Source organism: Psychromonas sp., assembly GCF_041586535.1.
In the GTDB taxonomy this organism is placed as follows: domain Bacteria; phylum Pseudomonadota; class Gammaproteobacteria; order Enterobacterales; family Psychromonadaceae; genus Psychromonas.
Map to the genome: position 1 here is coordinate 1 of NZ_JBFGZY010000047.1, position 23719 is coordinate 23719.

At 41.9% G+C, this 23719-nt stretch carries 24 protein-coding genes; 15 read left to right on the forward strand and 9 right to left on the reverse strand.

Annotated features, from left to right (window positions below; genetic code table 11):
* Positions 1-203: 203 nt before the first annotated feature.
* Positions 204-884, forward strand: coding sequence for a DUF2982 domain-containing protein (locus ABZA00_RS07085; RefSeq protein ID WP_372881453.1), 681 nt, complete (start codon positions 204-206; stop codon positions 882-884).
* Positions 885-971: 87 nt separating this feature from the next.
* On the opposite strand, the gene ABZA00_RS07090 is transcribed toward ABZA00_RS07085, so the two are convergent.
* The 5 genes from ABZA00_RS07090 to ABZA00_RS07110 form a co-directional block, all read right to left on the reverse strand.
* Entirely contained in the window at positions 972-1442 is a 471-nt protein-coding gene (locus tag ABZA00_RS07090) for a CreA family protein (RefSeq protein WP_372881454.1), read from the reverse strand.
* An 80-nt stretch (positions 1443-1522) separates the two neighbouring features.
* Complete coding sequence (locus tag ABZA00_RS07095; RefSeq protein WP_372881455.1) at positions 1523-2299, reverse strand: Zn-ribbon-containing protein; 777 nt, start codon at positions 2297-2299, stop codon at positions 1523-1525.
* A gap of 2 nt (positions 2300-2301) precedes the next feature.
* Positions 2302-2628 (reverse strand): hypothetical protein, encoded by a 327-nt coding sequence (locus ABZA00_RS07100; protein ID WP_372881456.1) that lies wholly within the window; start codon positions 2626-2628, stop codon positions 2302-2304.
* A gap of 26 nt (positions 2629-2654) precedes the next feature.
* A complete protein-coding gene (locus tag ABZA00_RS07105) occupies positions 2655-2960 on the reverse strand; it encodes a DUF3301 domain-containing protein (RefSeq protein ID WP_372881457.1) in 306 nt (101 codons plus the stop codon).
* 10 nt (positions 2961-2970) lie between these two features.
* Complete coding sequence (locus tag ABZA00_RS07110; RefSeq protein WP_372881458.1) at positions 2971-4017, reverse strand: DUF3549 family protein; 1047 nt, start codon at positions 4015-4017, stop codon at positions 2971-2973.
* A gap of 201 nt (positions 4018-4218) precedes the next feature.
* Between ABZA00_RS07110 and ABZA00_RS07115 the strand changes: the two genes are divergently transcribed.
* The 7 genes from ABZA00_RS07115 to ABZA00_RS07145 all read left to right on the forward strand — a co-directional run bounded on the left by ABZA00_RS07115 (position 4219) and on the right by ABZA00_RS07145 (position 8689).
* Positions 4219-4560 (forward strand): YqcC family protein, encoded by a 342-nt coding sequence (locus tag ABZA00_RS07115; protein ID WP_372881459.1) that lies wholly within the window; start codon positions 4219-4221, stop codon positions 4558-4560.
* Positions 4561-4578: 18 nt separating this feature from the next.
* Positions 4579-5397, forward strand: coding sequence for a tRNA pseudouridine(65) synthase TruC (gene truC, locus ABZA00_RS07120; protein ID WP_372881460.1), 819 nt, complete (start codon positions 4579-4581; stop codon positions 5395-5397).
* A gap of 41 nt (positions 5398-5438) precedes the next feature.
* Positions 5439-6173, forward strand: a complete 735-nt coding sequence (locus ABZA00_RS07125) for a 5-oxoprolinase subunit PxpA (protein WP_372881461.1) — start codon at positions 5439-5441, stop codon at positions 6171-6173.
* 2 nt (positions 6174-6175) lie between these two features.
* A complete protein-coding gene (locus ABZA00_RS07130; protein ID WP_372881462.1) occupies positions 6176-6871 on the forward strand; it encodes an allophanate hydrolase subunit 1 in 696 nt (231 codons plus the stop codon).
* Positions 6861-7817, forward strand: coding sequence for a biotin-dependent carboxyltransferase family protein (locus ABZA00_RS07135; protein ID WP_372881463.1), 957 nt, complete (start codon positions 6861-6863; stop codon positions 7815-7817). The genes ABZA00_RS07130 and ABZA00_RS07135 overlap by 11 nt, the downstream gene beginning before the upstream one ends.
* A gap of 10 nt (positions 7818-7827) precedes the next feature.
* On the forward strand, positions 7828-8301 hold the full coding sequence (locus ABZA00_RS07140; RefSeq protein ID WP_372881464.1) for a hypothetical protein: 474 nt from the start codon (positions 7828-7830) through the stop codon (positions 8299-8301).
* A 118-nt stretch (positions 8302-8419) separates the two neighbouring features.
* A complete protein-coding gene (locus ABZA00_RS07145) occupies positions 8420-8689 on the forward strand; it encodes a hypothetical protein (RefSeq protein WP_372881465.1) in 270 nt (89 codons plus the stop codon).
* Positions 8690-8777: 88 nt separating this feature from the next.
* Here ABZA00_RS07145 and pncB read toward each other — a convergent pair whose 3' ends face one another.
* From pncB to ABZA00_RS07165, 4 genes are all read right to left on the reverse strand, one after another.
* Positions 8778-9998: a nicotinate phosphoribosyltransferase gene (gene pncB / locus ABZA00_RS07150; RefSeq protein ID WP_372881466.1), complete on the reverse strand. Its 1221-nt coding sequence runs from the start codon at positions 9996-9998 to the stop codon at positions 8778-8780.
* Positions 9995-10642, reverse strand: a complete 648-nt coding sequence (locus ABZA00_RS07155; protein ID WP_372881467.1) for an isochorismatase family protein — start codon at positions 10640-10642, stop codon at positions 9995-9997. Before ABZA00_RS07155 ends, pncB begins: the two co-directional genes overlap by 4 nt.
* Before the next feature lie 55 nt (positions 10643-10697).
* Positions 10698-11954 carry a TIGR03862 family flavoprotein gene (locus ABZA00_RS07160; RefSeq protein ID WP_372881468.1) on the reverse strand — a complete coding sequence of 419 codons (1257 nt, stop codon included), beginning with the start codon at positions 11952-11954 and terminating at the stop codon, positions 10698-10700.
* Between the two features lie 220 nt (positions 11955-12174).
* Positions 12175-13755 (reverse strand): DUF2914 domain-containing protein, encoded by a 1581-nt coding sequence (locus ABZA00_RS07165; protein ID WP_372881469.1) that lies wholly within the window; start codon positions 13753-13755, stop codon positions 12175-12177.
* A gap of 739 nt (positions 13756-14494) precedes the next feature.
* Between ABZA00_RS07165 and ABZA00_RS07170 the strand changes: the two genes are divergently transcribed.
* The 7 genes from ABZA00_RS07170 to ABZA00_RS07200 all read left to right on the forward strand — a co-directional run bounded on the left by ABZA00_RS07170 (position 14495) and on the right by ABZA00_RS07200 (position 22997).
* Positions 14495-15640 (forward strand): 3-phenylpropionate MFS transporter, encoded by a 1146-nt coding sequence (locus ABZA00_RS07170; RefSeq protein WP_372881470.1) that lies wholly within the window; start codon positions 14495-14497, stop codon positions 15638-15640.
* A gap of 194 nt (positions 15641-15834) precedes the next feature.
* On the forward strand, positions 15835-16320 hold the full coding sequence (locus ABZA00_RS07175; protein ID WP_372881471.1) for an FxsA family protein: 486 nt from the start codon (positions 15835-15837) through the stop codon (positions 16318-16320).
* A 165-nt stretch (positions 16321-16485) separates the two neighbouring features.
* On the forward strand, positions 16486-16737 hold the full coding sequence (locus ABZA00_RS07180) for a DUF1107 family protein (protein WP_372881472.1): 252 nt from the start codon (positions 16486-16488) through the stop codon (positions 16735-16737).
* Between the two features lie 457 nt (positions 16738-17194).
* Complete coding sequence (locus ABZA00_RS07185; protein WP_372881473.1) at positions 17195-17485, forward strand: co-chaperone GroES; 291 nt, start codon at positions 17195-17197, stop codon at positions 17483-17485.
* Positions 17486-17554: 69 nt separating this feature from the next.
* Positions 17555-19192, forward strand: coding sequence for a chaperonin GroEL (groL, locus tag ABZA00_RS07190; protein ID WP_372881474.1), 1638 nt, complete (start codon positions 17555-17557; stop codon positions 19190-19192).
* A gap of 540 nt (positions 19193-19732) precedes the next feature.
* A complete protein-coding gene (locus ABZA00_RS07195) occupies positions 19733-20560 on the forward strand; it encodes a transposase (RefSeq protein WP_372881475.1) in 828 nt (275 codons plus the stop codon).
* 1078 nt (positions 20561-21638) lie between these two features.
* Positions 21639-22997 carry a dicarboxylate/amino acid:cation symporter gene (locus tag ABZA00_RS07200; RefSeq protein WP_372881476.1) on the forward strand — a complete coding sequence of 453 codons (1359 nt, stop codon included), beginning with the start codon at positions 21639-21641 and terminating at the stop codon, positions 22995-22997.
* Positions 22998-23719 lie beyond the last annotated feature (722 nt).

The following is a 23719-nucleotide window of genomic DNA, read 5'->3' on the forward strand; positions in this document are numbered from 1 at the left end:
ATCTATTTAGGCGTAGGAAAAATGGATGAAAGCAAGGCATTGATTGCAGTAACTAGTTGTTCTAATTACAAAATCAATAACGAAGCTAGCATTCATTTTAACAAGCATAAATGAATAGATAATTATCGGATTTGGTATTACTCTTGTTTTGATGGTCTGTAAAATAACAGTTTAGTTCGCAGTCTTTTCAGGGGGTACCACAGTTGCAAAAAAATGCCGCCAGAGTTATTCAGATTAACCCTAAATCAAAACATAATCGTTTATTTTTATTGTCTTTGGGCTTTCTATTACTGTGCATCTGTCTGATCTTATATCCTCTCTTTGGGGAACTGTACAGGCTGCAGTTAATCTTTATCATATCTGCGAGTTTTGTGGTATTTCTTGTTGGCTTGCTTAAATACTTAGAACCTGCAATAAGCTATGTTATAACCCCTGATAGTATTACTTATTATCATCGCAGTGGTCATTGGGGCCTACCATGGCGAGATGTGCTGCGTATTGGTGATATCACGGCAAGCGTAATGGCTGAGCATAAGCATTTGCCCTATTTGGGGATTAGAGTAAATAGCCTGGAAAATATAGCACAAAGTATTTCTCCAAGGTTGGCCAACAAATTACTCCATGAGCAGCAGGAGCTGTTATTATTAGCGCTAAAAAATCAGGAAATTGAATTGCAAAATGGTGTGATTAATTTTGAGCCTTTTAACTTAAACGGGGTGATTTATAAAGGTCCAGTTGCAGCATGGCTATATCGGACAGAGTTGCTGCAAAAAGCTTATGGCTATCATCTTTTTTTACCGGAAAGTAGTTTTGACCGCGGTGTAATTGAATTTTTAAGCTTGTTAAAAGAATGCCATAACTATATTAAGAACGACCATAACTAATGTTTGTCGTTCGTGTTTTGTGTCGTAAAAATTAAGCTTTTATCAAATCAGTGATAAAAGCTTAATGGTTTATTGTAGTTTCGACAATTACTTTGTTAGTGCAACCGGAGTTACGTAAGCCTTGGTTCCCCATAGCGGGACAGTAGAAAGGCTATGCTTGAAGCTACCTGATGTTTCCTTAGTCGAGTAGGAAAGGTACATCAGAGTCTGACTCTCTGCATCATAGATACGCCTGATTTTCATATTCTTAAAGAAAATACTTTTTGATTTTTTGAATACAACATCTCCTGATTTACTCTTATCAATTTGAGTAATCATTTCGGGGGTTATTTCACCAGTCTGCCGACAGGCAATAGAGCTGTCACTTGGATCGGATAAAGTAAAATTAGCTTCGATCGATGCAACATGACAAGTGACACCGGTAACTATTGGATCAACCATTTGGTCAAGTTTTATGTCTTTCATGGTGAAAAGTCCGAGCGATACATCACCTACTTCATTATCAGAGCAACCCGCGAGTAGGGTTGATAGACCTACGGCTAAAATCAATTTTTTCATCACGTTCAATCCTTAGATTTGAAATTTGTTTAATGAGTCTAACATACAGCTCTTCAATGGATGACTCAAAAAGTATCCATTTATTTTTTGAAGTCCCAGGATAAGTTCGATAATAGTTTGCATTGCTCGCATTTGAAATCAAAAATATCAAATAATGGAACCTGTAGCTTCCAGTCGCCTGCGCAACCCGGGCATTTTCTCTCTTGCTCAGCTTTTAAGCTGCTGCCGGCAACGCGGTACAGGTAGTAATAGGTTGGTACCTTGGTAACAGCCTCAATACGCCGGCATAAATTACTGCCGCGATAAAATAGTCTGCTGTCGATTTCGCCGATCTCTTTCAGTGCATAACTGGAAACGGCTGAGCCGTTCATTTGCAATTCGTCGCAGTTAATCCACTCCTCCTGCCATTTTATCACCGCTTTACGATCCCCGTTACTAATTGCTTCGGGCGTCCGATAAAGGGGGATAGGGGCGAGGCTTTCGCCGCAACGAAGTGGAGAGCAGGTATCTAAAAAGGTGGTGTATAAAATTTGCCATTCGGGTTGAAAACTCTCAGCACAGAGCAAAGAGTTGAGATCTTCAGCGATATTTTTAATTTTAGGTGCAAGTAAACCGGCGTCAGTTAATCCCTGTAATGCATGTTTCACCTGCGGACTATTAAAAACCTCACTAAGGCTGTTTTCTTCCGGGCAAACTAAGCGTGTAACAAACCAGCCCTCGAACATGGCTATGGGGAATTCACGGCCCAGAATTTGGCCGTTATAACGCAGCATATCCAGGTAGTTGTTAATAGCTTTTTCAACAGCTGCGTATTGGGTATTTTGATAACATTCAAAGGTGAGCTCTTTAATAAACACGGTTACTCTTTTTCTTCTTTTTTAAGTTGTTTTTTTAAATCAATAAGTTGGTTTGTTAACATATCAATCTGTTTAGTTAAGGGGGCAATAGCCTGCGCAATTTTCGCGTCGATTAGCGCATCGATACTTTTCTGCTTATCCCTATTTCCATCTTCTCTTATGTCTGCCGGGATATTTATTTCTTTATCGGGATTGTCATTCCACATTTTTAGACCCTGAATAATAGCAGGTAAGGGCACATTTTTAGGTAAACGTGCTTTAATTAATGCTGTGGTGGGTATCTTGCCTTCTTTGGCTATCTGCTGTGCAATAAGAATGATACGGTCCATAAATGCCTTTTAATAATTCTTTAAAGTTAACGGGGCTCTTCAAATGAGCGGTAAACCGGCAGTTCAAATCTTGGCCGGCGTAGGCCGTGCAGAAACAGATATCCCTGATAGTTATTATTATTGTCACTACTAAATTCAAAAACAAAACTCGCCTGCAAAAAGTGTTCACCCAATTTGAAATTAAAATTAGAGCGGGAAACAGAGAGTAATTGCAGGTCTAATTCAAAACAACGTTGAGTGATCAGCGCTTTGGCATATTCTGATTGCTGGCGTAATTTCCAGAAAATTCCGCCTATAAGCACACTGAACAGTATAAACAGCAGGCTGAACATTAATTACTCCTCAACTATGTTGCACACCGGAAAATAACAGCCCAATCGCCTCTGATAAAGCGGGGGAGCGTGCCGGTAAACGTATTTGCTTAAGCACCTTATCGCGTAAAGCGGGAATTGCAACAATATCGGCAAACAGCTGGGTAAAGAGTGAAGGCTGATTATTTGCTAATGACTCAAGAAACCGGTTGAGTAAGGTTTCATCTTCAAGTACTGCCCACAACCGTCCGGCAATTCCAACATACCAGTGTATGTTATGGATTAAGTCTGAAGAAAACTGCTCTATAATCAGTTTTTTGGTAATAGCAATATTCGGAGAACTTGCCAGTGCCCGTAATAACAAAATTGCATTCTCCTGATGATTTTCCTGCAGTTCTATGCGAGCCTGTTCGGCAATGGCCTGGGATAAATCAGGGCTGATTTTTTCCTGGTGCTCCAGGCATAACGCCAGAGACTGTAAAGGCTGATCTGGTAGGTGAGGGAGTGCGCTTATTAAGTTCTGCTGATTGTTATCATATTCTAAACGTGCAGTTAAATCGGCAATCCCCTGAATGCCCAACTCCTGCCATTCGTTCCAGCCTGTCGCACCTGAAAAATAGTGCGCAGCTCCTGCATAAAATGAAGAGGCAGGACGGATAAAACTGGCATTAATATGCGCATTAAAAATGGCTAATTTTTCTGCATTGGGTTTAAATAAAAATGGATTATTTGCCAGGCGTTCCTGCAGTTTATCACTGACCTCTGCGGTTACATCTTCACCCATCGCTTCAACAACCATTTTAATAAAGCTTGTCTGGGCGGGGATTCTTAATAAACCTTGTTCATCTAATGGCATTTTTAAAAACCAGATAAAGTGCTCTTTTTGTGCTCCGACTTGCCAGAAAGTTAATGCAAAAAAACCTTGCTGCTGGATAGGGTAAGGGTAGGGTATCTGATTACGCGTAATATTTTTAAAGGCGGTGTTTGGAATTTTGCAGACTTTACGGCCTAAGTCATAAACACAAAATTGGCAATTTGATTGTTCTAAAAAGTCGCTAAGGGTATTTATGTTCATCATTCGTATATTCTGTCAGTTATTAACGTGTTGGGATTATACCAACTACTCGGTTGATATTGTGAGGAATTTGCATGATTTTTGAAATGTTCTGCTGTTAACTCTATGGCTAACGGCCGTTATGTCTGAAAGCAAAGTTGAGACTAATGCTTTCCTCTCTGTGTTATAATATCCAACTTATTTATATATCAGTCAGAAAATAAAATGTTAAATAATGAAGTTGAATTAGACAAGCAGCGGCTCTTGTTGCCGCTTTTACAACAGTTAGAAAATGAATTACGTAACAAAGGGCTATGGCAGGAGGTAAAACCCAGTCAACAGGCACTTGCCAGCCGCGCTCCTTTTGCCATTGATAGTTTAAGTTTCGCGCAGTGGCTGCAGTTTATTTTCTTAGATAAAATGCGCGAGCTTGTGCGTTTTTCACAACCTTTACCTGAGTCAATGCTGATTTTACCTATGGCGACAGAATATTTTAAAAGTTTGCCGCTAAACAGTGCTGAAATAATCAATATTATCAGTCGTATTGATGATTTATTTACTGAATAGTAAAGAGTTTATTAAACTATGAGTGTAACAGAAAATATCCAGGCATCAGCGCCTGAAGATTTTATTGATGTGGATCTGGATGAGCAGGATTTAACCATTGAGGCCTGTAGTCCTGATTTAGAAATACTATATCAGGATGAATTTTTAGTCGCTGTCAATAAACCTTTCGGTTTGCTGGTTCACCGCAGCTGGCTTGATAGCCATGCAACAGAGTTTGCTCTGCAAAAAGTACGCAATCAAATCGGACAATATGTTTTTCCTGTGCACCGTTTGGATAGGCCCACTTCGGGGGTTTTATTGTTCGCACTTGATAAAGACAGTGCTCGAAACCTGATGCTACAATTTGCTGAACACAAGGTAAATAAACGCTATCTGGCGATCGTACGCGGGCACTTAGGTGATGGAGAGCTTGATTACCCGCTGAAGGAGATCATGGATAAAATTGCAGATAAAAAAGCTAAACAAGACAAACCTGCACAGCTGGCATTTAGCGAATATCGCTGTCTGGCGCAAACAACGATACCGATTGCTGTACGTCCTTATGATTCTTCCCGTTACAGTCTGATGGCGCTGACCCCAAAAACAGGCCGTAAGCATCAACTGCGACGTCATATGGCACATCTTCGTCATCCTATAATTGGTGATACGTCGCACGGTGATGGCAAACATAATGCGATGTTTCGTGATAATTTCGCTAATCAGCGTTTATTACTGCATGCCGAATTTTTATCATTTAGGCACCCTAACAGCGGTCAATTGCTGGAGATTAACGCGCCTGTAGATGAAACATTTAGCGCTTTATTAACGGCATTAAATTTGGCACCGGATCAAGCATAATAGTCAAGCGGCTTCGCTCATTTTTAAAGGAAACAAAGGTCATGAAATTAAACTGTGATATGGGTGAAGGCTACGGCAGCTGGGAGATAGGCATGGATCAGGATGTTATGCCCTGGGTGAATCAGGCAAATATCGCATGCGGTTTCCATGCCGGTGATCCTGATGTGATGGTCAGGACCATTAAGCTCGCAAAACTGCATAATGTGCAGATTGGTGCGCATCCCGGCTACAATGATAAGCAGGGCTTTGGTCGTCGCTCCATTCAACACAGCTATGCGCAAATCACCCATTTGGTATGTTATCAGGTGGCTGCTTTAGAAGCTTTATGTCGTCTGCAGGGCACACAGCTTGAATACGTCAAACCTCATGGGGCTTTATATTCCGATATGATGCTTGATGTGAAGATCTTTATGGCAATAGCCAATGCCATAACTAGCTTTGGTTATCCGTTAAAATTAATGATTCTAGCGCGGCCTGATCTACAAAAATATCAGGACATTGCTAATCAGATGGGCATTGAACTGATTTTAGAGGCTTTTGCGGATCGCGCCTATGATGACAGCGGTCACCTTGCCCACCGCTCACAGCCGGGGGCGGTTTTAAGTGATGCCGAGCTTATCAAATCCCAGGTTAAACAGCTGCTTGACAGGCAAACAGTGAACACTATTTCAGGGAGAGAGTTACAGCTTAAGGTTGACAGTATTTGCGTACATGGTGATAACCACTCTGCTATCTTGATGATTAAGCAGCTGCATCAATTATTATCTGTCGCTTAATAATGCAAATCACAGCGGTTAATGAAAATTGTTTTTTGATTCAGGTTGCTGACCATATTGACCTGAGCTTAACAGATAAGATTGCTTATTTGACCAGGCAGATTGAATTATCATTGGCTGATTCACTGCTTGATATTACCCCTTCATATAGCACTGTTTTAGTGCAGTATGATCTTCTCAAAGTAGCGCCTCTGGTGGTTGAAAAACAGCTGGAAAGTATTGTGTTTCACTGTGCTCAAAAAAACGTGCCAACGGGCTGTAACAAAGTTATTGAGCTGCCCGTGTATTATGCTCCCTGCGTTGGTTGGGATTTACCGGCATTATCAGCCAAAACCGGGTTAAGTGTCGAGCAGATTATCACATTACACAGCGATAACCACTATCGCGTTTGTGCGGTTGGCTTTGCTCCCGGTTTCGCATTCCTGGCACAAGTACCACAAGCGATCAGTATCGCGCGGCATCGTTCGCCGCGGGCATTCGTGCCGGCTGGCAGTGTCGCTATTGCAGATACCCAAACAGCCGTATATCCCTCGGACGGTCCGGGAGGCTGGCAGTTAATCGGTAATTGTCCAAGCATCCTTTTTGATCTTAATCAGGAGCCGGTTAGCCCATTCGCTGTGGGGGATTACGTAAAATTCAAACCAGTTTCCCGCACTGAATTTATCGATTTAGGGGGGAAGGTAATTGATGAAAGGTGATGTTGGTTTACGGATAATTGCTCCGGGCATCTTCAGTCAGTTGCAGGATCCCGGCCGTTATGGTCAAAGCAAACAAGGATTGAGTCAGGGCGGGGTGATGGACGAGCGGGCCGCAGGTTGGGCTAACTTATTACTTAAAAACAGTCCCAATAATGCATTAATCGAGATCAGTTTCGGCCTGGCGGAATTTGAAGCATTAACAGATTTGCAATTAGCCTTAACCGGGGCGCAGATGAAGGCGCTGATTGTGGATCGACATCTCTCGACTAACATCCCGCAAACAAATAACTGTAGCTTTATGTTACGAAAGGGACAACGCTTAAAGTTAGGCTTTGCGACCTCAGGCGCGCGCGCCTATCTGGCGATTAAGGGCGGTTTTGATGTTCCGTTAAAATTTGCCAGTGTCAGTACTGTTAAACGTAATTTTACCGGTGGACTGGACGGGCTGGGCGGACAATTAAAAGAGGGGGATTTATTGTCCGTTTTTGCACAGGATAGCGACGTTATTCAGCGCAGTATGTCAGATAAATTTATCCCTGATTACGATCAACCGCTGACCTTAAATGTGATTGAGTCATACCAGGCAGATCGTTTTTCAACAGCGCAGAAAGCCAAATTTTACGCAACCGTTTTTCACGTGAGTGCAGAAAATGATCGCATGGGGATGCGTCTTGGTGGTGAGCCTTTAGACGGTCCACTGGCAGGGATTGTATCAGAAGGAATCGCGCTGGGGAGTATTCAGATTCCGCCCGATGGTCTGCCCATTATTTTGCTGCAGGACAGGCAGACCTTAGGCGGTTACCCTAAGATTGGCTGTGTTGCTCGCTGTGATTTAAGTTTACTGGCGCAGGCGACAGTAGGGAAAAGTATACGCTTTAAACCAGGCTGTTTAGCTGAAGAGCAATTACGTTACCGCCGACGCTTGCTGTTTTTTAATCAATTTTAAAGCTTAACTTATGAATTTTTTGGCCATTATTGCCGATCTCTATACTCCGTTTTTAGTGTCTATCTGGTTATTTTATCTTTATCAGGGAACAGCTGAAATCCGCTGCCTGGAGATTAAAAGCTTACTCTATTCCTTACTGTTCATATATACGTTAATGTTTTTAGATCGTTATCTGAATATCTGGTCTACTTTTTCATTGGATTACAGCACCCATAGCGCAGTCGCGCTGATCTTTGTGGTTAATTTAACCTGGAGAAATAAAATCCTGCTGCTGCTCTCGCCATTATCGTTATTTACTTATTTTTGTTTAATGCGGGCACTCGACTACCACACTTTTAGCGATACTTTCACAACAACACTGGTTTTATTACCTGCGCTTATCTACTGGCAAAAGGAACTGTTAAAAAACTACGCTAAGAGCAAACAAAAAGCAGGCAGGTGGAAACAAAATTCAACGCGCTTATCAGCCCTGTCAAAAAAATAAAATATGCACAGACAATGCGATCCGAGCGACTGTTTACGGTGATAAATTTTGCTATAAAAATATCTCTAATTGAGAAATATTTAAGTGGGTACACAATTTTATTGTCAGGGAGTCTCCTATGCCGGCAAATAAACACAAACATAAAGCGGTAAAAAATGCAAAAAAAAGCAAACTTTCCGAAAAACGGTCTGGTCTGGTCAGTAAATATCCGAAGTTTTTCTTTTTTATTGGTCTCGCCCTGATCCTGTTCGGAGTCTCCCTGCTCGTTGTCGGCACACCCAACAATGCAAAACTTGGACTGGTTATGCTGTCTATTTTTTGCGGGTTGGTAACGCTTATTTTCGCCAATGCAGCCTTACCTAAAAAGAAAACAGATAGACTATCTTGAGCAGGCTTTCACAAATTTAGCAAAAATGCGCCAGGGTTTGGAACCCGGCGCTTCTGTTTTTCTAATCTGGGAAAATAGCGGATTGCCACTATGTTGATATTTTTACCAGATTCGGATCGATGCCATACTGGCTGGCAAGATATTGCAGGTAACCGAGATCTTCACACATGCTTTTACCCGGTTCATCGGAGATTTTGGCAACGGGCCTGCCGTTGACGGAAACCATTTTGATGACGATATTCAGAGGAGCATTATCCGCATCATTCATTAGGTTAGTGCCAACACCGAAGGATACTTTTGTCCGTCCGTTAAACTGTTTCCATATTGCCAGCATCAGTGGAAAAGTTAACGAATCGCTGAAGACCAGGATTTTACTGAGCGGATTAATGCCCATCTGCTGATACATAGCAATCGCTTTTTCTGCCCACTGGAACGGGCAGCCGCTATCGTGGCGCAGACCATCGTAAAGTTTGCCGAAATAAGGATCAGAAAAATCCCGGATAAAGGAGTCCATGGAATAACAATCGGTCAGGGCAATCCCCAGCCGCCCGCGGTACTCCTGTACCCAACCTTCCAACGCAGCTTTCTGGGCATCAACCAAACGGGTCACCGCCTGCCAGCTCTGAAACCATTCATGAGCCATGGTGCCGATCGGTGTCAACCCCAGGGTGCGTGCAAAGTGCAGGTTACTGGTACCGGCGAAGTAGTCGGGTAACTGCTGCTGCAGTATGCTCAGCACCTCTTCCTGCCAGGCTTTACTGGCGCGACGCCGGGTACCGAAGTCAGTGAGACGGAAAGAGGGCATCTTAACCTGAGCTTGTAGAAGAGTTATTTTCTCTGCCAGTTTTTCCCGTGCTGTAGTCAGGTCAACACCACCGTAGTGCACAGTGGTGTGTAACTCGCTGATGATCGCCAGTGTATAGATCTCAAACAGGGTCACGTGAACCAGCGGACCTTTAAAGCGCAGATCCAGATCTTTCCCTTTAGGCCGTATATGGACAAAACGCATATCGAGGTGAAATATTCGCAGAAACTCGATAAAGTCAGGTTTGATGTAAGGGAACTTAGCCAGGTAACTGAGTTCTTCACTGCTGAAAGTGAGAGTACAGAGATGCTCAAGCTGGCGCTTAATTTCCGGTATGAGTTTGGCTAAATCCAGGTTGTTACGGTTACGACAGGCGAACTTCCATTCCACATCGACGCTGCGAAACTCGGTGGTATGGTAGAAGGCCTGGAGCATGGTGATTTTGTAGAGATCCGTATCCATCAGACTATCTATCAGCCAGTTTTTCTGCATTTTTATATTCATAAAAGTTCCAACTTGCTGCTATCGGCAATTAACTGAGCGCCGGCACTGAGCATCTCTTCGCGGGCTGCTATGCAGGTTTCAGGTGCCACTGCCCGGCAGGCTGCGAGATTGACAATCACCTTAAATCCGGCTCGACAGAGCTGCAGTACGGTTGTTTTTACACAATAATCAGTTGCCAGTCCGCCGACAATAAGTGTCTTTATCTGCCGTTCACCAAGCCATTCAATTACGCCTGTACTTTCACTCTCGGCGAGGTCGTGATAACAGGCACCATAAGGATGCTTGAGAGGATCTTGTCCTTTTTCAATGAGCAGATCATAGTCGCCCTGATCGGGTAATCCGGGGATAAGTTTATTTCCTTCAGTGCCGACCACGCAGTGCGCCGGCCACTTAATATCTAACCCCGGGTAATCACCGCTAACCGGGGTCATAATTTCATCTGCCTGGTTTGCTATCCAGGGGGCGTTGGCCGGATGGTTGTCCTTACTGACTAAACGGTAACAAGCGAAGTGTGCCTGTGCATTTAATTCATCGGCGATCTGATCGCCTTCCTTAACAGGCAGTTCTGCAGGGCAGAGAGGGGTAAACCCGCGCTGCGGATCAACATCAAAACTGGCGGTAGTTGATTTATCTATTTTCATCATTCAGGCCTCGCATCCCGACGCTAAATAGGGGAAAAAAGGAGAAATGCTGATAGTATCATATCAAGCTTTGCACCGGGATATTGGAGGTGGATTGTAAATAGTGGCATACTCCCTGCGCAGCTAAACGCCCGGTTGCAAAACATGCGGTTAATAGATAACCGCCGGTCGGGGCTTCCCAATCTAACATTTCACCGGCACAAAATATTCCGGGTAATACAGTTAACATTAAGTGTTTATCCACACTGCTTTGGCAAACACCGCCGGCACTGGAAATAGCCTCTTCAATGGGGTTCACTTTATGAAAGCTTACCGGCAGTGCTTTAATACTGGCGGCTAGACTCTGCGGATTGTGCAGTTGCTCCTTATTACAGCATTCATATAACATGGCTGCTTTAACACCACTTAAACCGACACTGCGTTTTAAATATTTACTAAAAGAGTCTTTGTCCCGTTTTAGTTGTAACTTTTTTAATATTTGCTGTTCTGTATGATTGGGCAGTAAATCAATCAATAACTTGGCCTGACCGGTTTGGTTGATTGCATCACGTAAATATTTAGAAAAAGCATAAATTAAACTGCCTTCCATACCATCGCGGCTGAGAATGCATTCTCCCTTACGTTGTATTTGCTGGCCCTGGCTGGTGGTGAAGCAAAAACCTATGTTTTTTAACGGACTGCCGGCATATTGCTGTTGTAAATGTTCACTCCACTGACTATAAAATCCGCAATTGGCGCTCTGCAGCGGATGACTAAATACCCCGACAGCGGATAATATTTTTTGCCACGCGCCATCCGAGCCTAATTTTGGCCAGCTGGCACCGCCCATCGCCAGCACAATAGCATCAGCCTGCACAACAGTTTTGCAATCACCATTTTCAAATTCTAAGGAGTGCTGGTCAAGGTTAATTAGACGATGCTTCATATGGAATAGCACACCGGCTTCACGCAGACGTTTCAGCCAATTACGTAATAAAGGTGCCGCTTTCATATCGGCAGGAAACACCCGTCCGGAGCTGCCGACAAAGGTTTCGATACCCAGCCCGTGGATCCACTGACGTAACGCATCGGCATTAAACTGACTGACAGCACTGTCTAACCATTGTGCTTTGTCGTAATAGCGCTGAATAAAATCGTCGTAGGGCTCCGAGTGGGTAATGTTCATCCCTCCGACACCCGCTAATAAAAACTTTCGGCAGGCGCTGGGCTTTGCATCGTAAACCTCTACTTTGTGACCTGCAGCGCAGATAGCCTCGGCGGCCATTAAACCTGCCGGACCGGCTCCTACCACAATAACTGTTTTTTGTGTCTGCACCGACTTTAAACCTTATCAAAAAATGAAAATAATAAAGAAAAAAAGAGCAGATAGAAATGGTTAGCTAGAAATAAAATATTGGCGCAATGCAGCAGAACCTAATAGTCTTTTTTCAGATTATTTAATCAGACTAACGGACGTGACTATTTAGTTGATTTTGAAAGCATATTAAACCTGACAGACCTGAAAAATTATTGATTGGAATAGCTTGTCACAAAAGCTAATAAATAAATTGAATGCTGGCGAGTTTCTCCCCACCTTCGCTGTGTAACTCGACTTGCCATTCACCGTGCTTGTAATTTCGAATAAACTTGCTTGAATGACTTCTCCAGCGACTAGAGCCGATATCTACTCTGACTTTTGCCTGTTTTTTGCCATCTAAAGTCCATAGGTAATAGATCGTTTTACCTTGTAACTCACTAACATCAGAGTAGGCATAAACAGTCGCAATGTTATTGATATCAAAGGTGATATCTCTGATAGTACCAACCGGCTCATAATTTTGGACTGATGAGGTTATAACAAAGCGTTCAATGTGATCCGATAATATCTCTATTTTAGTTTCTCTGAACAAAGGGAGTGTACCTGTATCTGGCTTGGCTGAGGAGATCGTTTCCTTCGGGGCTAGCGTGTTGTTTTGTTGAACGTCGTGGAAGACAACAGGGGGCTGAGGTTCTGTGATTAAGGTTTGTCCGATAGCAGCACCTTGCTCTAAACTGTTTTCCACTTTATCTGGCGCTGTTGCGCTTTTGGGATCTGTATTGTGTGATTTGCTTTGCGATGCGTTTTTTTCCACTTGATCAGGAGTTGTCGTGATTTTTTTGTCTGTATTTTGATATACGCTTTGCCCTACACCTTCATCAGCTGATTCCGGTATTGTGTTAAGGGAGTCCGGTGTCACCGTTAAGGTAGGCTGTATAGCGTGTTGTTCTGTGTGTTCTACCTCCTCAGGTGCTGTTGTGTTTTTTTTGTTTTCCCTTTGTGCGGAAAATTCATCAGTTAATAGTGCAGTTTTGTCAGAAGATCCAGTTTTTGAAGTTAAGGTAGAATAGACGTCTAAAGCCGAGTAAACATCGCTTTCTGATGCACTTTTTTTCATTTCCTTAAGTACTTCGCCGGCTGATTGCGATGCTGCGTCTTGAGAATCAGCTACCTCGATTAAGGTTGACTGTATAAGAGGTTGCTCTGAGCTTTTTACTGCTTCATCAAGTGCTGTTGCACTTTTATTGTTTTCATTTTGTAATGTGGTTTGTGCTGCATATTCGCCGGCTGATTGCGATGCTGCGTCATGAGAATCAGCGACCTTGATTAAGGTCGACTGTATAAGAGGTTGCTCTGAGTTTTTTTCCACTTCATCAAGTGCTGTCGCGTTTTTAGTGTTTACATTTTGTAATGTGGTTTGTGCTGCATTTTCGCCGGCTGATCGCGATGCTGTGTCATGAGAATCAGCGACCTTGATTAAGGTCGGCTGTATAAGAGGTTGCTCTGAGCTTTTTTCCACTTCATCAAGTGCTGTCGCGTTTTTGGTGTTTACATTTTGTGATGTGTTCTGTGCTGCATATTCATCAGTTGATGCCTGCGGGGCTGTGAGCGTAGAAGAATTTACATTTTTATCCACGATATTGTCTTGATTGGAATAATAGGAAGCACAACCAATTACAGCTGCGATTATAAGGATAAAAAGAAAACAAACCCCGGATATTCTGCCCCAATGACAACCGGAGGATACCTGTTCTTGTGAATGATTATTCACCTGAGAAGGAAATTTAATGCGGATGGTGAGTTTTTTAGATTTATTCATATGTGTTGCTCACTGTTGCTTTGGCGAGTCATAAAGCTGCTCATTGCGTTTATAAGGAAATAAGCCGGGCTTTATTGTGACCTCTTTTAATCTGAAGTTGGTAAGTCGCGGACTTTGCTATATATAAAAATAGACTATTAGAGAATAGAGAAAAACCCAAGGAGCTGCCCCATTATTTATGCCAAAACTTGCGGTGCATCCTAACAAAACCTATTTTGATTAAATTCTTTTCCCGCCTTGCATGCTGAGGCCACACACCCTGTGCTACTAGATCGCCATATAGTTTAAAAAAACGGCACCAGAGAGAGCCCAAATAGTTGCAGGTAAGGCAAATTTTTGAAGGTATAGTGGGCCTAACTCGAGAAAATTTAACGCAACATGCGAGCATTTGGGCCTCGACCGTCGGGAGCGCCTAAAAATCGCTCATTCTGCGTTGTGTCAGCTAGAAACAGATCTCTATTATTTCGCTAACACGCCTTGCCCGAGCAATCTTCAGTCTGCTCTGGTGTTCGTTTTTAAACTACATGGTGTTCTAGCACTTTGTGCAAATGATGCTGCTGACTGACTTTTATGGAGCAAAGGCCGGCAATATTAAAATGAAAAATACTCTCATTGCGGAGGGCTTAATTATTTTTTAGGTTTTTCACCTCGACTTAAGAGTACAATCAGTTTTTTCATAAACATTGGCTGGCAAGCCGGTCACTTTGTTTAATTAAACGTTTTATTGTCTCTGAGGTGCATGTTGTTTTCTATTCCTGCTAAATTGTGGTTAAGTTTTAATTTTATAACTTTTTTTTTTATTTGGGGAGTTTTTTTGCCCTTTTGGGGGATTTGGTTGTCAGATCAAGGTGTATCAAGTGAAAGTATCGGTTTACTTTTTTCGATAGGCTTATTGTTAAGGTTTGTCAGTAACCTTACCTTATTACCTATGGTATCGAGTGCAAAATCTACCTTGTCTCTATTGCGTTTTTTAGTTTTTTTTACTCTGTTGGCTTTTGCCCTTTTGCTCTTTTTTCATGATTATATCTGGCTTGCGGTTATTACCTTAGTGGTGAACTTCATGATGGGGCCTCTGGCACCCTTGGGTGACCTCGTTGGCACCCGCTTGGTGAAGCAAATTCAGCTGGATTATGGCCGGGTAAGATTGTGGGGGTCGCTAAGTTTTATTGTCGGCTCAACTTGTGTCGGATGGTTAATTGTCGGTTCAGGAAATGATGCTATTTTATGGGCAATTATTGCCGCGACACTCGTTATGTGGCTGCTTTCTTTATTAAATTTGTCTCCGCAATTACATGATGAAATTATTGCGACTACAGAGAAAAAACAATCACTTTTCACTCTCTTTAAACGCCCTGATGTGCTCCTTTTTCTTATTATTGTCGGTGCTATTCAAGGCAGTCATGGTGCTTTTTATGCCTTTGGCACAATTTACTGGAATGAAGTAGGCTTTTCAGGGGTAACTATTTCCTGGTTATGGGCGATCGGCGTTTTTGCCGAAATATTATTAATGCGTTTTAATAAAAAATTATTTACCGGATGGTCAATCAAACAGATGATGCTATTAGGATTACTTGCCGCTATTATCCGTTGGTTAGTTTTTGCGTTCAGCGAAAACGTTTACCTGTTGGCCACTTTTCAGACCTTTCATGCATTTACTTTTGCTGTGACACATTTAGCGGCTATCCGCTACATTGCGTTACAAAAAAATTCAGAGATGGTCTCTTATCAATCTCTATACTCGGGAGTGGCGCTGGGATTAATGATGGCCGGGTTTACTTATCTTTCCGGTATTTTTTATGCTCAACTGCATGGCCACGTATTCTTAATTATGTCTTTATTGTTAATCCCTGTCTTATTTTGTATCAAAATATGGAAAGCTGAATAATACAAAGCACTTAAATCAACTTTCTTTAAAGAATCTTAATCTTGATTTTAAATATTTTTAAAGTGAACTTTTGGGAGTTTTGTTAGACGAACCCGATATTAATCTGTCTTAATATTCATTCGCGCATTGAATTACAGAAATTTGGCCTCAGTTAGTATTAGGGTCTGTTGACCTGTGAATTATTAGGAGCAAATATGTTTGCAAAGTTATTTTTAACTATGGTCAGCGTTTCTTTATTAGAAATATATGTCCTGATCAAGGTAGGTGGATTTTTAGGTGCGTGGCCGACGGTGGCTTTGGTAGTGATTACTGCTTTTGTTGGTTCTGCATTGGTGCGAAGTCAGGGGCTGCAGGTGTTGCAGCAATTACAACAACGCATTGCCCGCGGAGAGTCTCCGGGGCAGCAGCTGATAGAAGGTTTCATGCTGTTAGTGACCGGCGTGTTATTAGTTACGCCTGGTTTTGTAACGGATTTTGTGGGCTTGTTAATTTTGCAGCCGGGTATCCGCAGTAAGGCCGCTAAATTTTTATTGGCGAATGTTAAATTGAACTCAACAATCTCCGGTGGTTTTTATCAATCATCTGCCGGTTCACCTTTTGGTGATGATCTAAAACCTAAAAAGGATGATAAAAATATCATCGAAGGTGAATTTGAACGTAAAGATGACGACAAAAGGTGATTGTTTTACGAACACCTAAGCTTTATTTTTATAAATAAATGTAAAAAAAAAGGCAAAAAATAGCGCTGGATCTCATTTTTGTCATTAACATTATTACCTTAATGCACCATAATGCGGCATCAAATAGTTCATACTGCACAGACGAAAACTTAATAAGGATGAAAAGTGACTAGTACTAGTAAGAGTTCAATCACGCTGAGAACCTTTAAAAAATATCAACCACGTCAAATTGCCAAGTTTGTTCGCGCATTCTTTAATGGCCGTATTTTTATTGTCGGCCTGGGGCGATTACGGGTTGTTGAAGGAAAAGTGGTTGCCTACCAGCATCAGCAACATGAAAAAATGATTCGCATCGTTGTCAGTGAAATTAATCAAACCATTAATGAATTATCCGCATCTAAAAGAGTGCCGGCTTAATCTATCCTGTTGGTATATACCCACGTTATTTCAAAATGCTTTGTCAGGCACGAGCTCGGAGACCAGATCAAGGCGCAACATGAGGTAATGGTCATTCTCTTTTCGAGTGTTGCAACGCAGCGCTGGTTTTCGAGCCCGCGCCCGTAGGGCAAGGCAACTTATACCAATCTGCGTTGCTGACTTTGCACCTTGAAGTAACATGGGTATATCTGTTTTTCAATCAGAAATACCAGTGTGTAAATCACACCGGGCTGCTATTGCTCAATCAAAAAACTGCTTTCTTTAATTTTTCCCGTGCAATATTAGATAATCTGCTTACCCGGTTTGCTATAGGGCTGCGCTGCTTTGAATAGTTTTTCTGCACAAATGAATTTTTTTATCTTTTTTACTTGAAAACGAATTTTTAATCACCATCTACTAGCTACGTTCAAACGTCTATTATCATTGAGGAAAAAACATGACTATTCGTCCATTACATGACCGAGTTATTTTAAAACGTACTGAGCAAGAAACTAAATCTGCTGGTGGTATTGTACTAACAGGCAGTGCAGCTGAAAAATCTACCCGTGGTGAAGTTCTTGCGGTAGGTAAAGGTCGTATTTTAGATAACGGTGAAGTAAAACCGCTTGATGTAAAAGTGGGAGACATTGTTATTTTTAGTGAAGGGTACGGCTTAAAAACAGAAAAAATTGAAGGCCAGGAAGTCCTTATTTTAAGTGAAAACGATATCCTTGCTGTCGTTGAATAACTTTTATCCGCTTTTCTAAACATCGAAAAAGTGCGACTCTCAATATTAATGATTTAAAGGAACATAATAATGTCTAAAGAAATTAAATTCGGAAATGATTCTCGTATCAAAATGTTAAAAGGCGTTAATACACTCGCCAATGCAGTAAAAGTCACTTTAGGACCAAAAGGGCGCAATGTTGTTATCGATAAAAGCTACGGCGCTCCGCAAATCACCAAAGACGGTGTAACGGTTGCGAAAGAGATTGAGCTTGAAGACAAGTTTGAAAATATGGGCGCGCAGATGGTTAAAGAAGTTGCTTCTCAAACCAATGATGCAGCCGGTGACGGAACAACAACTGCAACAGTATTAGCGCAAGCTATCATTGCTGACGGTTTAAAAGCGGTTGCCGCGGGTATGAACCCGATGGATTTAAAACGTGGTATCGATCAGACAGTAAAAGCAGCCGTTGTTGAATTAAAAAAATTATCAACACCTTGTTCGGATTCAAAAGCGATCACCCAGGTAGGCACTATCTCTGCCAACTCTGATACTGAGATTGGTGAAATCATTGCTTCTGCTATGCAAAAAGTAGGTAACGAAGGGGTTATCACAGTAGAAGAAGGCCAGGGCTTAGAAACTGAATTAGACGTGGTTGAAGGGATGCAGTTCGACCGTGGTTATCTTTCTCCTTATTTCATGACCAATAATGAAGCAGGAACCGTTGAGCTGGATAACCCGTACATTTTATTAGTTGATAAAAAAATAGGTAATATTCGTGAGTTACTGCCTACGTTAGAAGCCGTTGCAAAAGCCTCTAAACCACTATTAATTATTGCGGAAGATGTAGAAGGCGAAGCATTAGCGACATTAGTGGTAAATAATATGCGCGGAATCGTTAAAGTTGCTGCTGTTAAAGCGCCAGGCTTCGGTGATCGTCGTAAAGCGATGTTGCAGGATATTGCTATATTAACTGCCGCGACTGTTATCTCTGAAGAAATCGGTTTGGATCTGGAAAAAGTTCAACTGGAAGATTTAGGTCAGGCTAAACGCATCGTGATCAGCAAAGATGAAACAACGATCATTGATGGTATTGGTGATGAGTCAGCTATTCAGGCGCGAGTAGGTCAAATCAAACAACAGATTGAAGCGTCTTCATCTGATTATGATAAAGAAAAACTGCAGGAACGTGCTGCAAAATTAGCCGGCGGTGTTGCGGTTATTAAAGTTGGCGCATCAACTGAAGTTGAAATGAAAGAGAAAAAAGACCGTGTTGATGATGCACTGCATGCAACACGCGCAGCGGTTGAAGAAGGTGTTGTTGCCGGTGGTGGTGTTGCTTTAGTACGTGTTGCAGGCTTGTTAAAAGGTCTGACTGGTGATAACGATGACCAGAATGTGGGGATCCGTGTTGCACTGCGTGCAATGGAAGCACCGCTTCGTCAAATAGTATCAAACTGTGGTGAAGAAGCGTCAGTTGTTGCCAACAACGTACAATTAGGTGAAGCTAATTACGGTTACAATGCAACAACGGGTGAATACGGTGATATGCTGGAGATGGGTATCCTGGATCCGACTAAAGTAACCCGAAGTGCACTGCAGTTCGCAGCATCTGTAGCAGGTCTGATGATCACTACCGAGTGTATGATCACCGATCTTCCTGTAGAAACACCAGCTGCCCCAATGCCTGATATGGGCGGAATGGGTGGTATGGGCGGTATGATGTAATCATTGCCCATAGATTGAAATCTTTATAAAACAATAACTTAAGGCTGCCATGTTGACGCGAATGTTGACCCCAATGGTGGCCTTTTTGTTTGCTCTTAATGTGTGATAATTAGCCTATCTTTATCATAATAGATATGACCCCAGTATTATCCGTATATAAGCATTGAGATTAGTTTAAGACTGAACTTGAGTAGTGATTGAAGCCACTACACTGTACCGATCTTTAGAAGTCTTCTTGTTGCCTCCAAGTGATATAAACAACAGCTGATAATCAACTATAACAAAACGTTAAAACTTCTCATGATAGCTTTAATAGTCCACCAGCTTAGTTAGACATTCAGGTTATCTTTGTGGTGTTGTGGCTGGTGGTGTGCGTAGGGGGGGAGGGGCAGGTATTGGTTTTACGTTACGATTGCGGCGTACCATTGCTTTTATACAAAATGTGTTTTTGGAAAGATTGGACAGCCATATCTTTTGACGAATCGAAAATTACTACCTATTATATAACCAGTGGTTTTATTTACATGAGTAGAGGTAGGTATGACGCAATCACGATCTTCATTAATTTCGCTTGTCGACACACCCTATTATCACTGCATTTCCCGCTGTGTTCGCCGTGCTTTTTTGTGTGGCGAAGATAAATTTACCGGGCAAAGTTTTAGCCACCGCCGCCAGTGGGTTGTTGAGCGCATGCATTGCCTTGCCAGCCTGTTCAATATCGATATCTGTGCCTATGCGATTATGCCCAATCACTATCATCTTGTGTTACGTGCCGATATTGAAGAAAATCAAAACCTTAGCAATGAGGACGTATGCCGGCGCTGGTGTCAGCTATACAGTGCACCGCCGCTGGTATCTAGGTGGATGGAACAACAATTAAACACTCACGCAGAGCAGGAAGTCGCACTGGAAATAATCGGTAACTGGCGAAAGCGGCTGCTTGATATTTCTTGGTTTATGCGCTGTTTAAATGAGTTTATCGCCCGCAAAGCCAATAAAGAAGATACATGTAAGGGCCGGTTCTGGGAAGGGCGCTTTAAATCACAAGCCTTACTCGACGAGGAAGCGCTGCTGGCCTGTATGGCTTATGTGGATTTAAATCCGGTACGTGCGAAAATGGCAGATAGTGTAGAACACTCTGAATACACATCAAGTTTTGAACGTGTTCATGGCGTTACCCATAATGAAGACCCCCATGAACATCCGTTCAGGGAAAAGTTGCTGTTAGGTTTTGTCGGGGATGAACATCAGGCAAACCCGCAAGGTATCCCCTATTCATTGATTATCTTGAGCTGCTGGACTGGACAGGGCGCATTCTTCGTGAAGACAAACGAGGTGCGATTTGCACACAACACCCAAAGTTGCTGACTATTATTGGTTTGGCTGACGAAAGCTGGCTTGAGCTTGCCAGTAGTTTTGGTAAAAACTATCAAGGTGCCGTTGGCTCATTGGAGGAGCTCGCCTTGTTCGCAAGCCATACAGGAAAGAGCTGGATAGCCAAGAAAAATGTTTTGCGACGATGTTTGCATTAACTGCGCAGCTTAAAGCTAACTAAATAACCACAATCCCCGCTATTAGTCACCGCTAAGATAGCAACCCGCCTAGTATTTATCTCTTTAGCGCTATTAATGGATTTAATAGTGAATCTTGCCGAGAACTGCTAATTGTATCGATTCAATCCGAACACCCGGTTAGTTATGTTGTTGATTATTTTGTTTGTAAAAATATTTGGATGTCCAGAAATAGTGTTGGATGTCCAGAAATATCTTTGGATGTCCAGAAATATCGTAAAAATATTTGGATGTCCAGAAATATCTTTGGATGTCCAGAAATATCCAGAAATACGTGCCCTAAGTCATCTGAATAAAAAAATTACGAAATTGTCAAAATTTTTCTTCCGGAAAGTAGAGCACCTCCTCAGGCAAGTCTATTTGAATAAAAATAAGTTCATCATAAACAAAAGCAATATTCAGAGCTGGTTTGCATAACAGCGGGACGCACTTGCCCTTTACCTAAAATGTTGTGAAAACGGGTGAGTGTATGAGAAAAATATCTGACTTTCGTAGCTTCATTAAGATGAAAAAGAAGTCAATATGAAGTTATGAACTAAAATATATTTTAGAGCTAATGAAAAATGACGTTTGTGCTACTTATCCTCCCCACTTGATGGGCTTAGTTTGAAAGTTGCTTATGTTGATGTGAGTGCCGATGAGGGAAAGACAGTGGATGACTTTAGTGAGTTTAACTTTGATGGGCAATATACTTCAATGATTGGTCAGCAATCAGGGTTCGATACTCTCTCAAAGATCAAACAGATACCTCTACAAGAGAAGATAGAGATGATTTAAGGATTCAATACTATATGAATTTTTAGTGATGATATGAGTTGTTTCTTTGTTTAATAGCATTGAAGTTTGTATTTAAGAATAAAATAAGGATTATTATAATGGCAGAAGTAAAAAAGATGCCACTGACCACTAAAGTGTTGATCGGTATGGGATTAGGTATAGCAGTTGGGTTGTTCATCAACCTTTTAGGGCTTAACAGCGCAGGTTCATTTGTGAACGAATATGTGGTAAATGGACTTTTTTTCATAGTAGGAAAAATGTTTGTCACAGGACTAACGATGCTTGTGGTTCCTTTGGTTTTCTTTTCTCTTGTTACCGGTGTTTTGGGGATAGGAGATATTAACGCTTTGGGTAAAGTGGGCGGGAAGTCTTTTGCCCTTTATATGCTTACAACCGCTGTTGCTATTGCAATTGGGATTAGCGTTGCAGTAGTGAGTGGCATCGGTGAAGGTGCCAATATGGCATCAGCAGCAGCTTTTAGTGCAGCCCAAGCACCGGCATTAAGTGCGGTACTTATAGACATCATTCCAAGCAATGTAGTCAATGCGATGGCATTGGGTAAAATGCTACAAATTATCTTTTTCGCTATTTTAGTGGGTATTTCTATTTTAATGGTCGGCAAAAAAGCAGAACCATTGGCTAGACTTATAGAGATCAGTAATGAAATTATGATGAAAATGGTGAACATTGTGATGGCCGTAGCGCCATATGCAGTATTTGCACTATTGGGAAAAGCCATAGCCGACCTTGGACTTAATTTGTTGTTGGACTTGGGGGGATATGTCGGAGTGTTGATTTTTGCATTGCTTCTACATCTTTTTGTTACACTAATGATCGTCTTAAAAGTATTTTCAGGGATGAGCCCTTTTGTTTTCTTGAAGAAAATGCGTGAGGTACAAATATTTGCATTTAGTACTTCAAGTTCAAATGCGACTATTCCTGTAACACTTAGAGCGGTAGTAAATAAACTTGGTGTAAACAACTCAGTGGCATCTTTTACGGTACCTTTTGGAGCAACGATCAACATGGATGGTACGGCCATTATGCAGGGGGTTGCAACTGTTTTTGTAGCCAATATCTATGGCGTAGATCTTGGAATTACAGGGTACCTCACAGTGATTCTAATGTCTGTCCTGGCATCTATCGGTACGGCGGGTGTACCGGGTGTTGGACTTATTATGCTTTCGATGGTCTTTACACAGGTAGGACTTCCGATTGAAGGTATAGGGCTTATTTTGGGTGTTGATAGACTCTTGGATATGATCAGAACTGCAGTCAACGTTTCAGGAGATGCTGTGGTGTCTGTTGTTGTTGCAAACAGCGAAGGGAAATTTGATGCAGCTGTATATAATAACCCAGATGCAGGTGTCTTGACTACTGATAGTTTGGAGATCGATGAAGAGGCAGAACTTGAAATAGCTCAGGTTGTTAAAGAAACACACGACACGAAAGATTAAGATAAAGCAGGAGCTAAAGCACCTGCCTTATATACCCATGTTACTTCAAAATGCTTTGTCAGGCACGAGATCGGAGACCAGATCAAGGCGCAACATGAGGTAATGGTCATTCTCTTTTCGAGTGTTGCAACGCAGCGCTGGTTTTCGAGCTCGCGCCCCGTAGGGCAAGGCAACTTGTACCAGTCTGCGTTGTTATAAAATCTCTATGTAGAATAACTATACTTCAATTTTATGCCTAGCATCTCGGCACAATTTGCCTTGCTGATACCAAATCCGATAATTATCTATTCATTTATGCTTGTTAAAATGAATGCTAGCTAGACATAAAACTACGTTTTAGTCTTTGTTATTGATTTTGTAATTAGAGCAACTAGTTACTGCAATCAATGCCTGGCTTTCATCCATTTTTCCTGCGCCTAAATAGATCATCTAATTAACGGAATTGGTATGACTTTGCATCTTGAAGTATCATGGGTATATATGATGGGTATCACTGGGATCGCGTCTTGCCTTTGCTTGCAACCCGCTATGGGGGCGTTTGCACCTTATGTTTTTTTATGCACTACCGAGAACAAGTAGGAGTATAAAGCGGGGTATCTTGATTTTACAGTTTTATCAGTTTTGATGAAAAACACCGTCCTTTAGGGCGGTGATGAAAATCATTTAATGCGGAGCATTAACATCACTTGGTTTTTAATTTTTGTTCACAAGCATCTTTAACC

Bases quoted from the DNA above. Each gene is read 5' to 3' on its own strand.
- ABZA00_RS07090 (WP_372881454.1), bottom strand. From the start codon at position 1,442: ATGAAAAAATTGATTTTAGCCGTAGGTCTATCAACCCTACTCGCGGGT.
- ABZA00_RS07100 (WP_372881456.1), bottom strand. From the start codon at position 2,628: ATGGACCGTATCATTCTTATTGCACAGCAGATAGCCAAAGAAGGCAAG.
- ABZA00_RS07105 (WP_372881457.1), bottom strand. From the start codon at position 2,960: ATGTTCAGCCTGCTGTTTATACTGTTCAGTGTGCTTATAGGCGGAATT.
- ABZA00_RS07110 (WP_372881458.1), bottom strand. From the start codon at position 4,017: ATGATGAACATAAATACCCTTAGCGACTTTTTAGAACAATCAAATTGC.
- ABZA00_RS07115 (WP_372881459.1), top strand. From the start codon at position 4,219: ATGTTAAATAATGAAGTTGAATTAGACAAGCAGCGGCTCTTGTTGCCG.
- truC (WP_372881460.1), top strand. From the start codon at position 4,579: ATGAGTGTAACAGAAAATATCCAGGCATCAGCGCCTGAAGATTTTATT.
- ABZA00_RS07125 (WP_372881461.1), top strand. From the start codon at position 5,439: ATGAAATTAAACTGTGATATGGGTGAAGGCTACGGCAGCTGGGAGATA.
- ABZA00_RS07130 (WP_372881462.1), top strand. From the start codon at position 6,176: ATGCAAATCACAGCGGTTAATGAAAATTGTTTTTTGATTCAGGTTGCT.
- ABZA00_RS07135 (WP_372881463.1), top strand. From the start codon at position 6,861: ATGAAAGGTGATGTTGGTTTACGGATAATTGCTCCGGGCATCTTCAGT.
- ABZA00_RS07140 (WP_372881464.1), top strand. From the start codon at position 7,828: ATGAATTTTTTGGCCATTATTGCCGATCTCTATACTCCGTTTTTAGTG.
- ABZA00_RS07145 (WP_372881465.1), top strand. From the start codon at position 8,420: ATGCCGGCAAATAAACACAAACATAAAGCGGTAAAAAATGCAAAAAAA.
- pncB (WP_372881466.1), bottom strand. From the start codon at position 9,998: ATGAATATAAAAATGCAGAAAAACTGGCTGATAGATAGTCTGATGGAT.
- ABZA00_RS07155 (WP_372881467.1), bottom strand. From the start codon at position 10,642: ATGATGAAAATAGATAAATCAACTACCGCCAGTTTTGATGTTGATCCG.
- ABZA00_RS07165 (WP_372881469.1), bottom strand. From the start codon at position 13,755: ATGAATAAATCTAAAAAACTCACCATCCGCATTAAATTTCCTTCTCAG.
- ABZA00_RS07170 (WP_372881470.1), top strand. From the start codon at position 14,495: ATGTTGTTTTCTATTCCTGCTAAATTGTGGTTAAGTTTTAATTTTATA.
- ABZA00_RS07175 (WP_372881471.1), top strand. From the start codon at position 15,835: ATGTTTGCAAAGTTATTTTTAACTATGGTCAGCGTTTCTTTATTAGAA.
- ABZA00_RS07185 (WP_372881473.1), top strand. From the start codon at position 17,195: ATGACTATTCGTCCATTACATGACCGAGTTATTTTAAAACGTACTGAG.
- groL (WP_372881474.1), top strand. From the start codon at position 17,555: ATGTCTAAAGAAATTAAATTCGGAAATGATTCTCGTATCAAAATGTTA.
- ABZA00_RS07195 (WP_372881475.1), top strand. From the start codon at position 19,733: ATGACGCAATCACGATCTTCATTAATTTCGCTTGTCGACACACCCTAT.
- ABZA00_RS07200 (WP_372881476.1), top strand. From the start codon at position 21,639: ATGGCAGAAGTAAAAAAGATGCCACTGACCACTAAAGTGTTGATCGGT.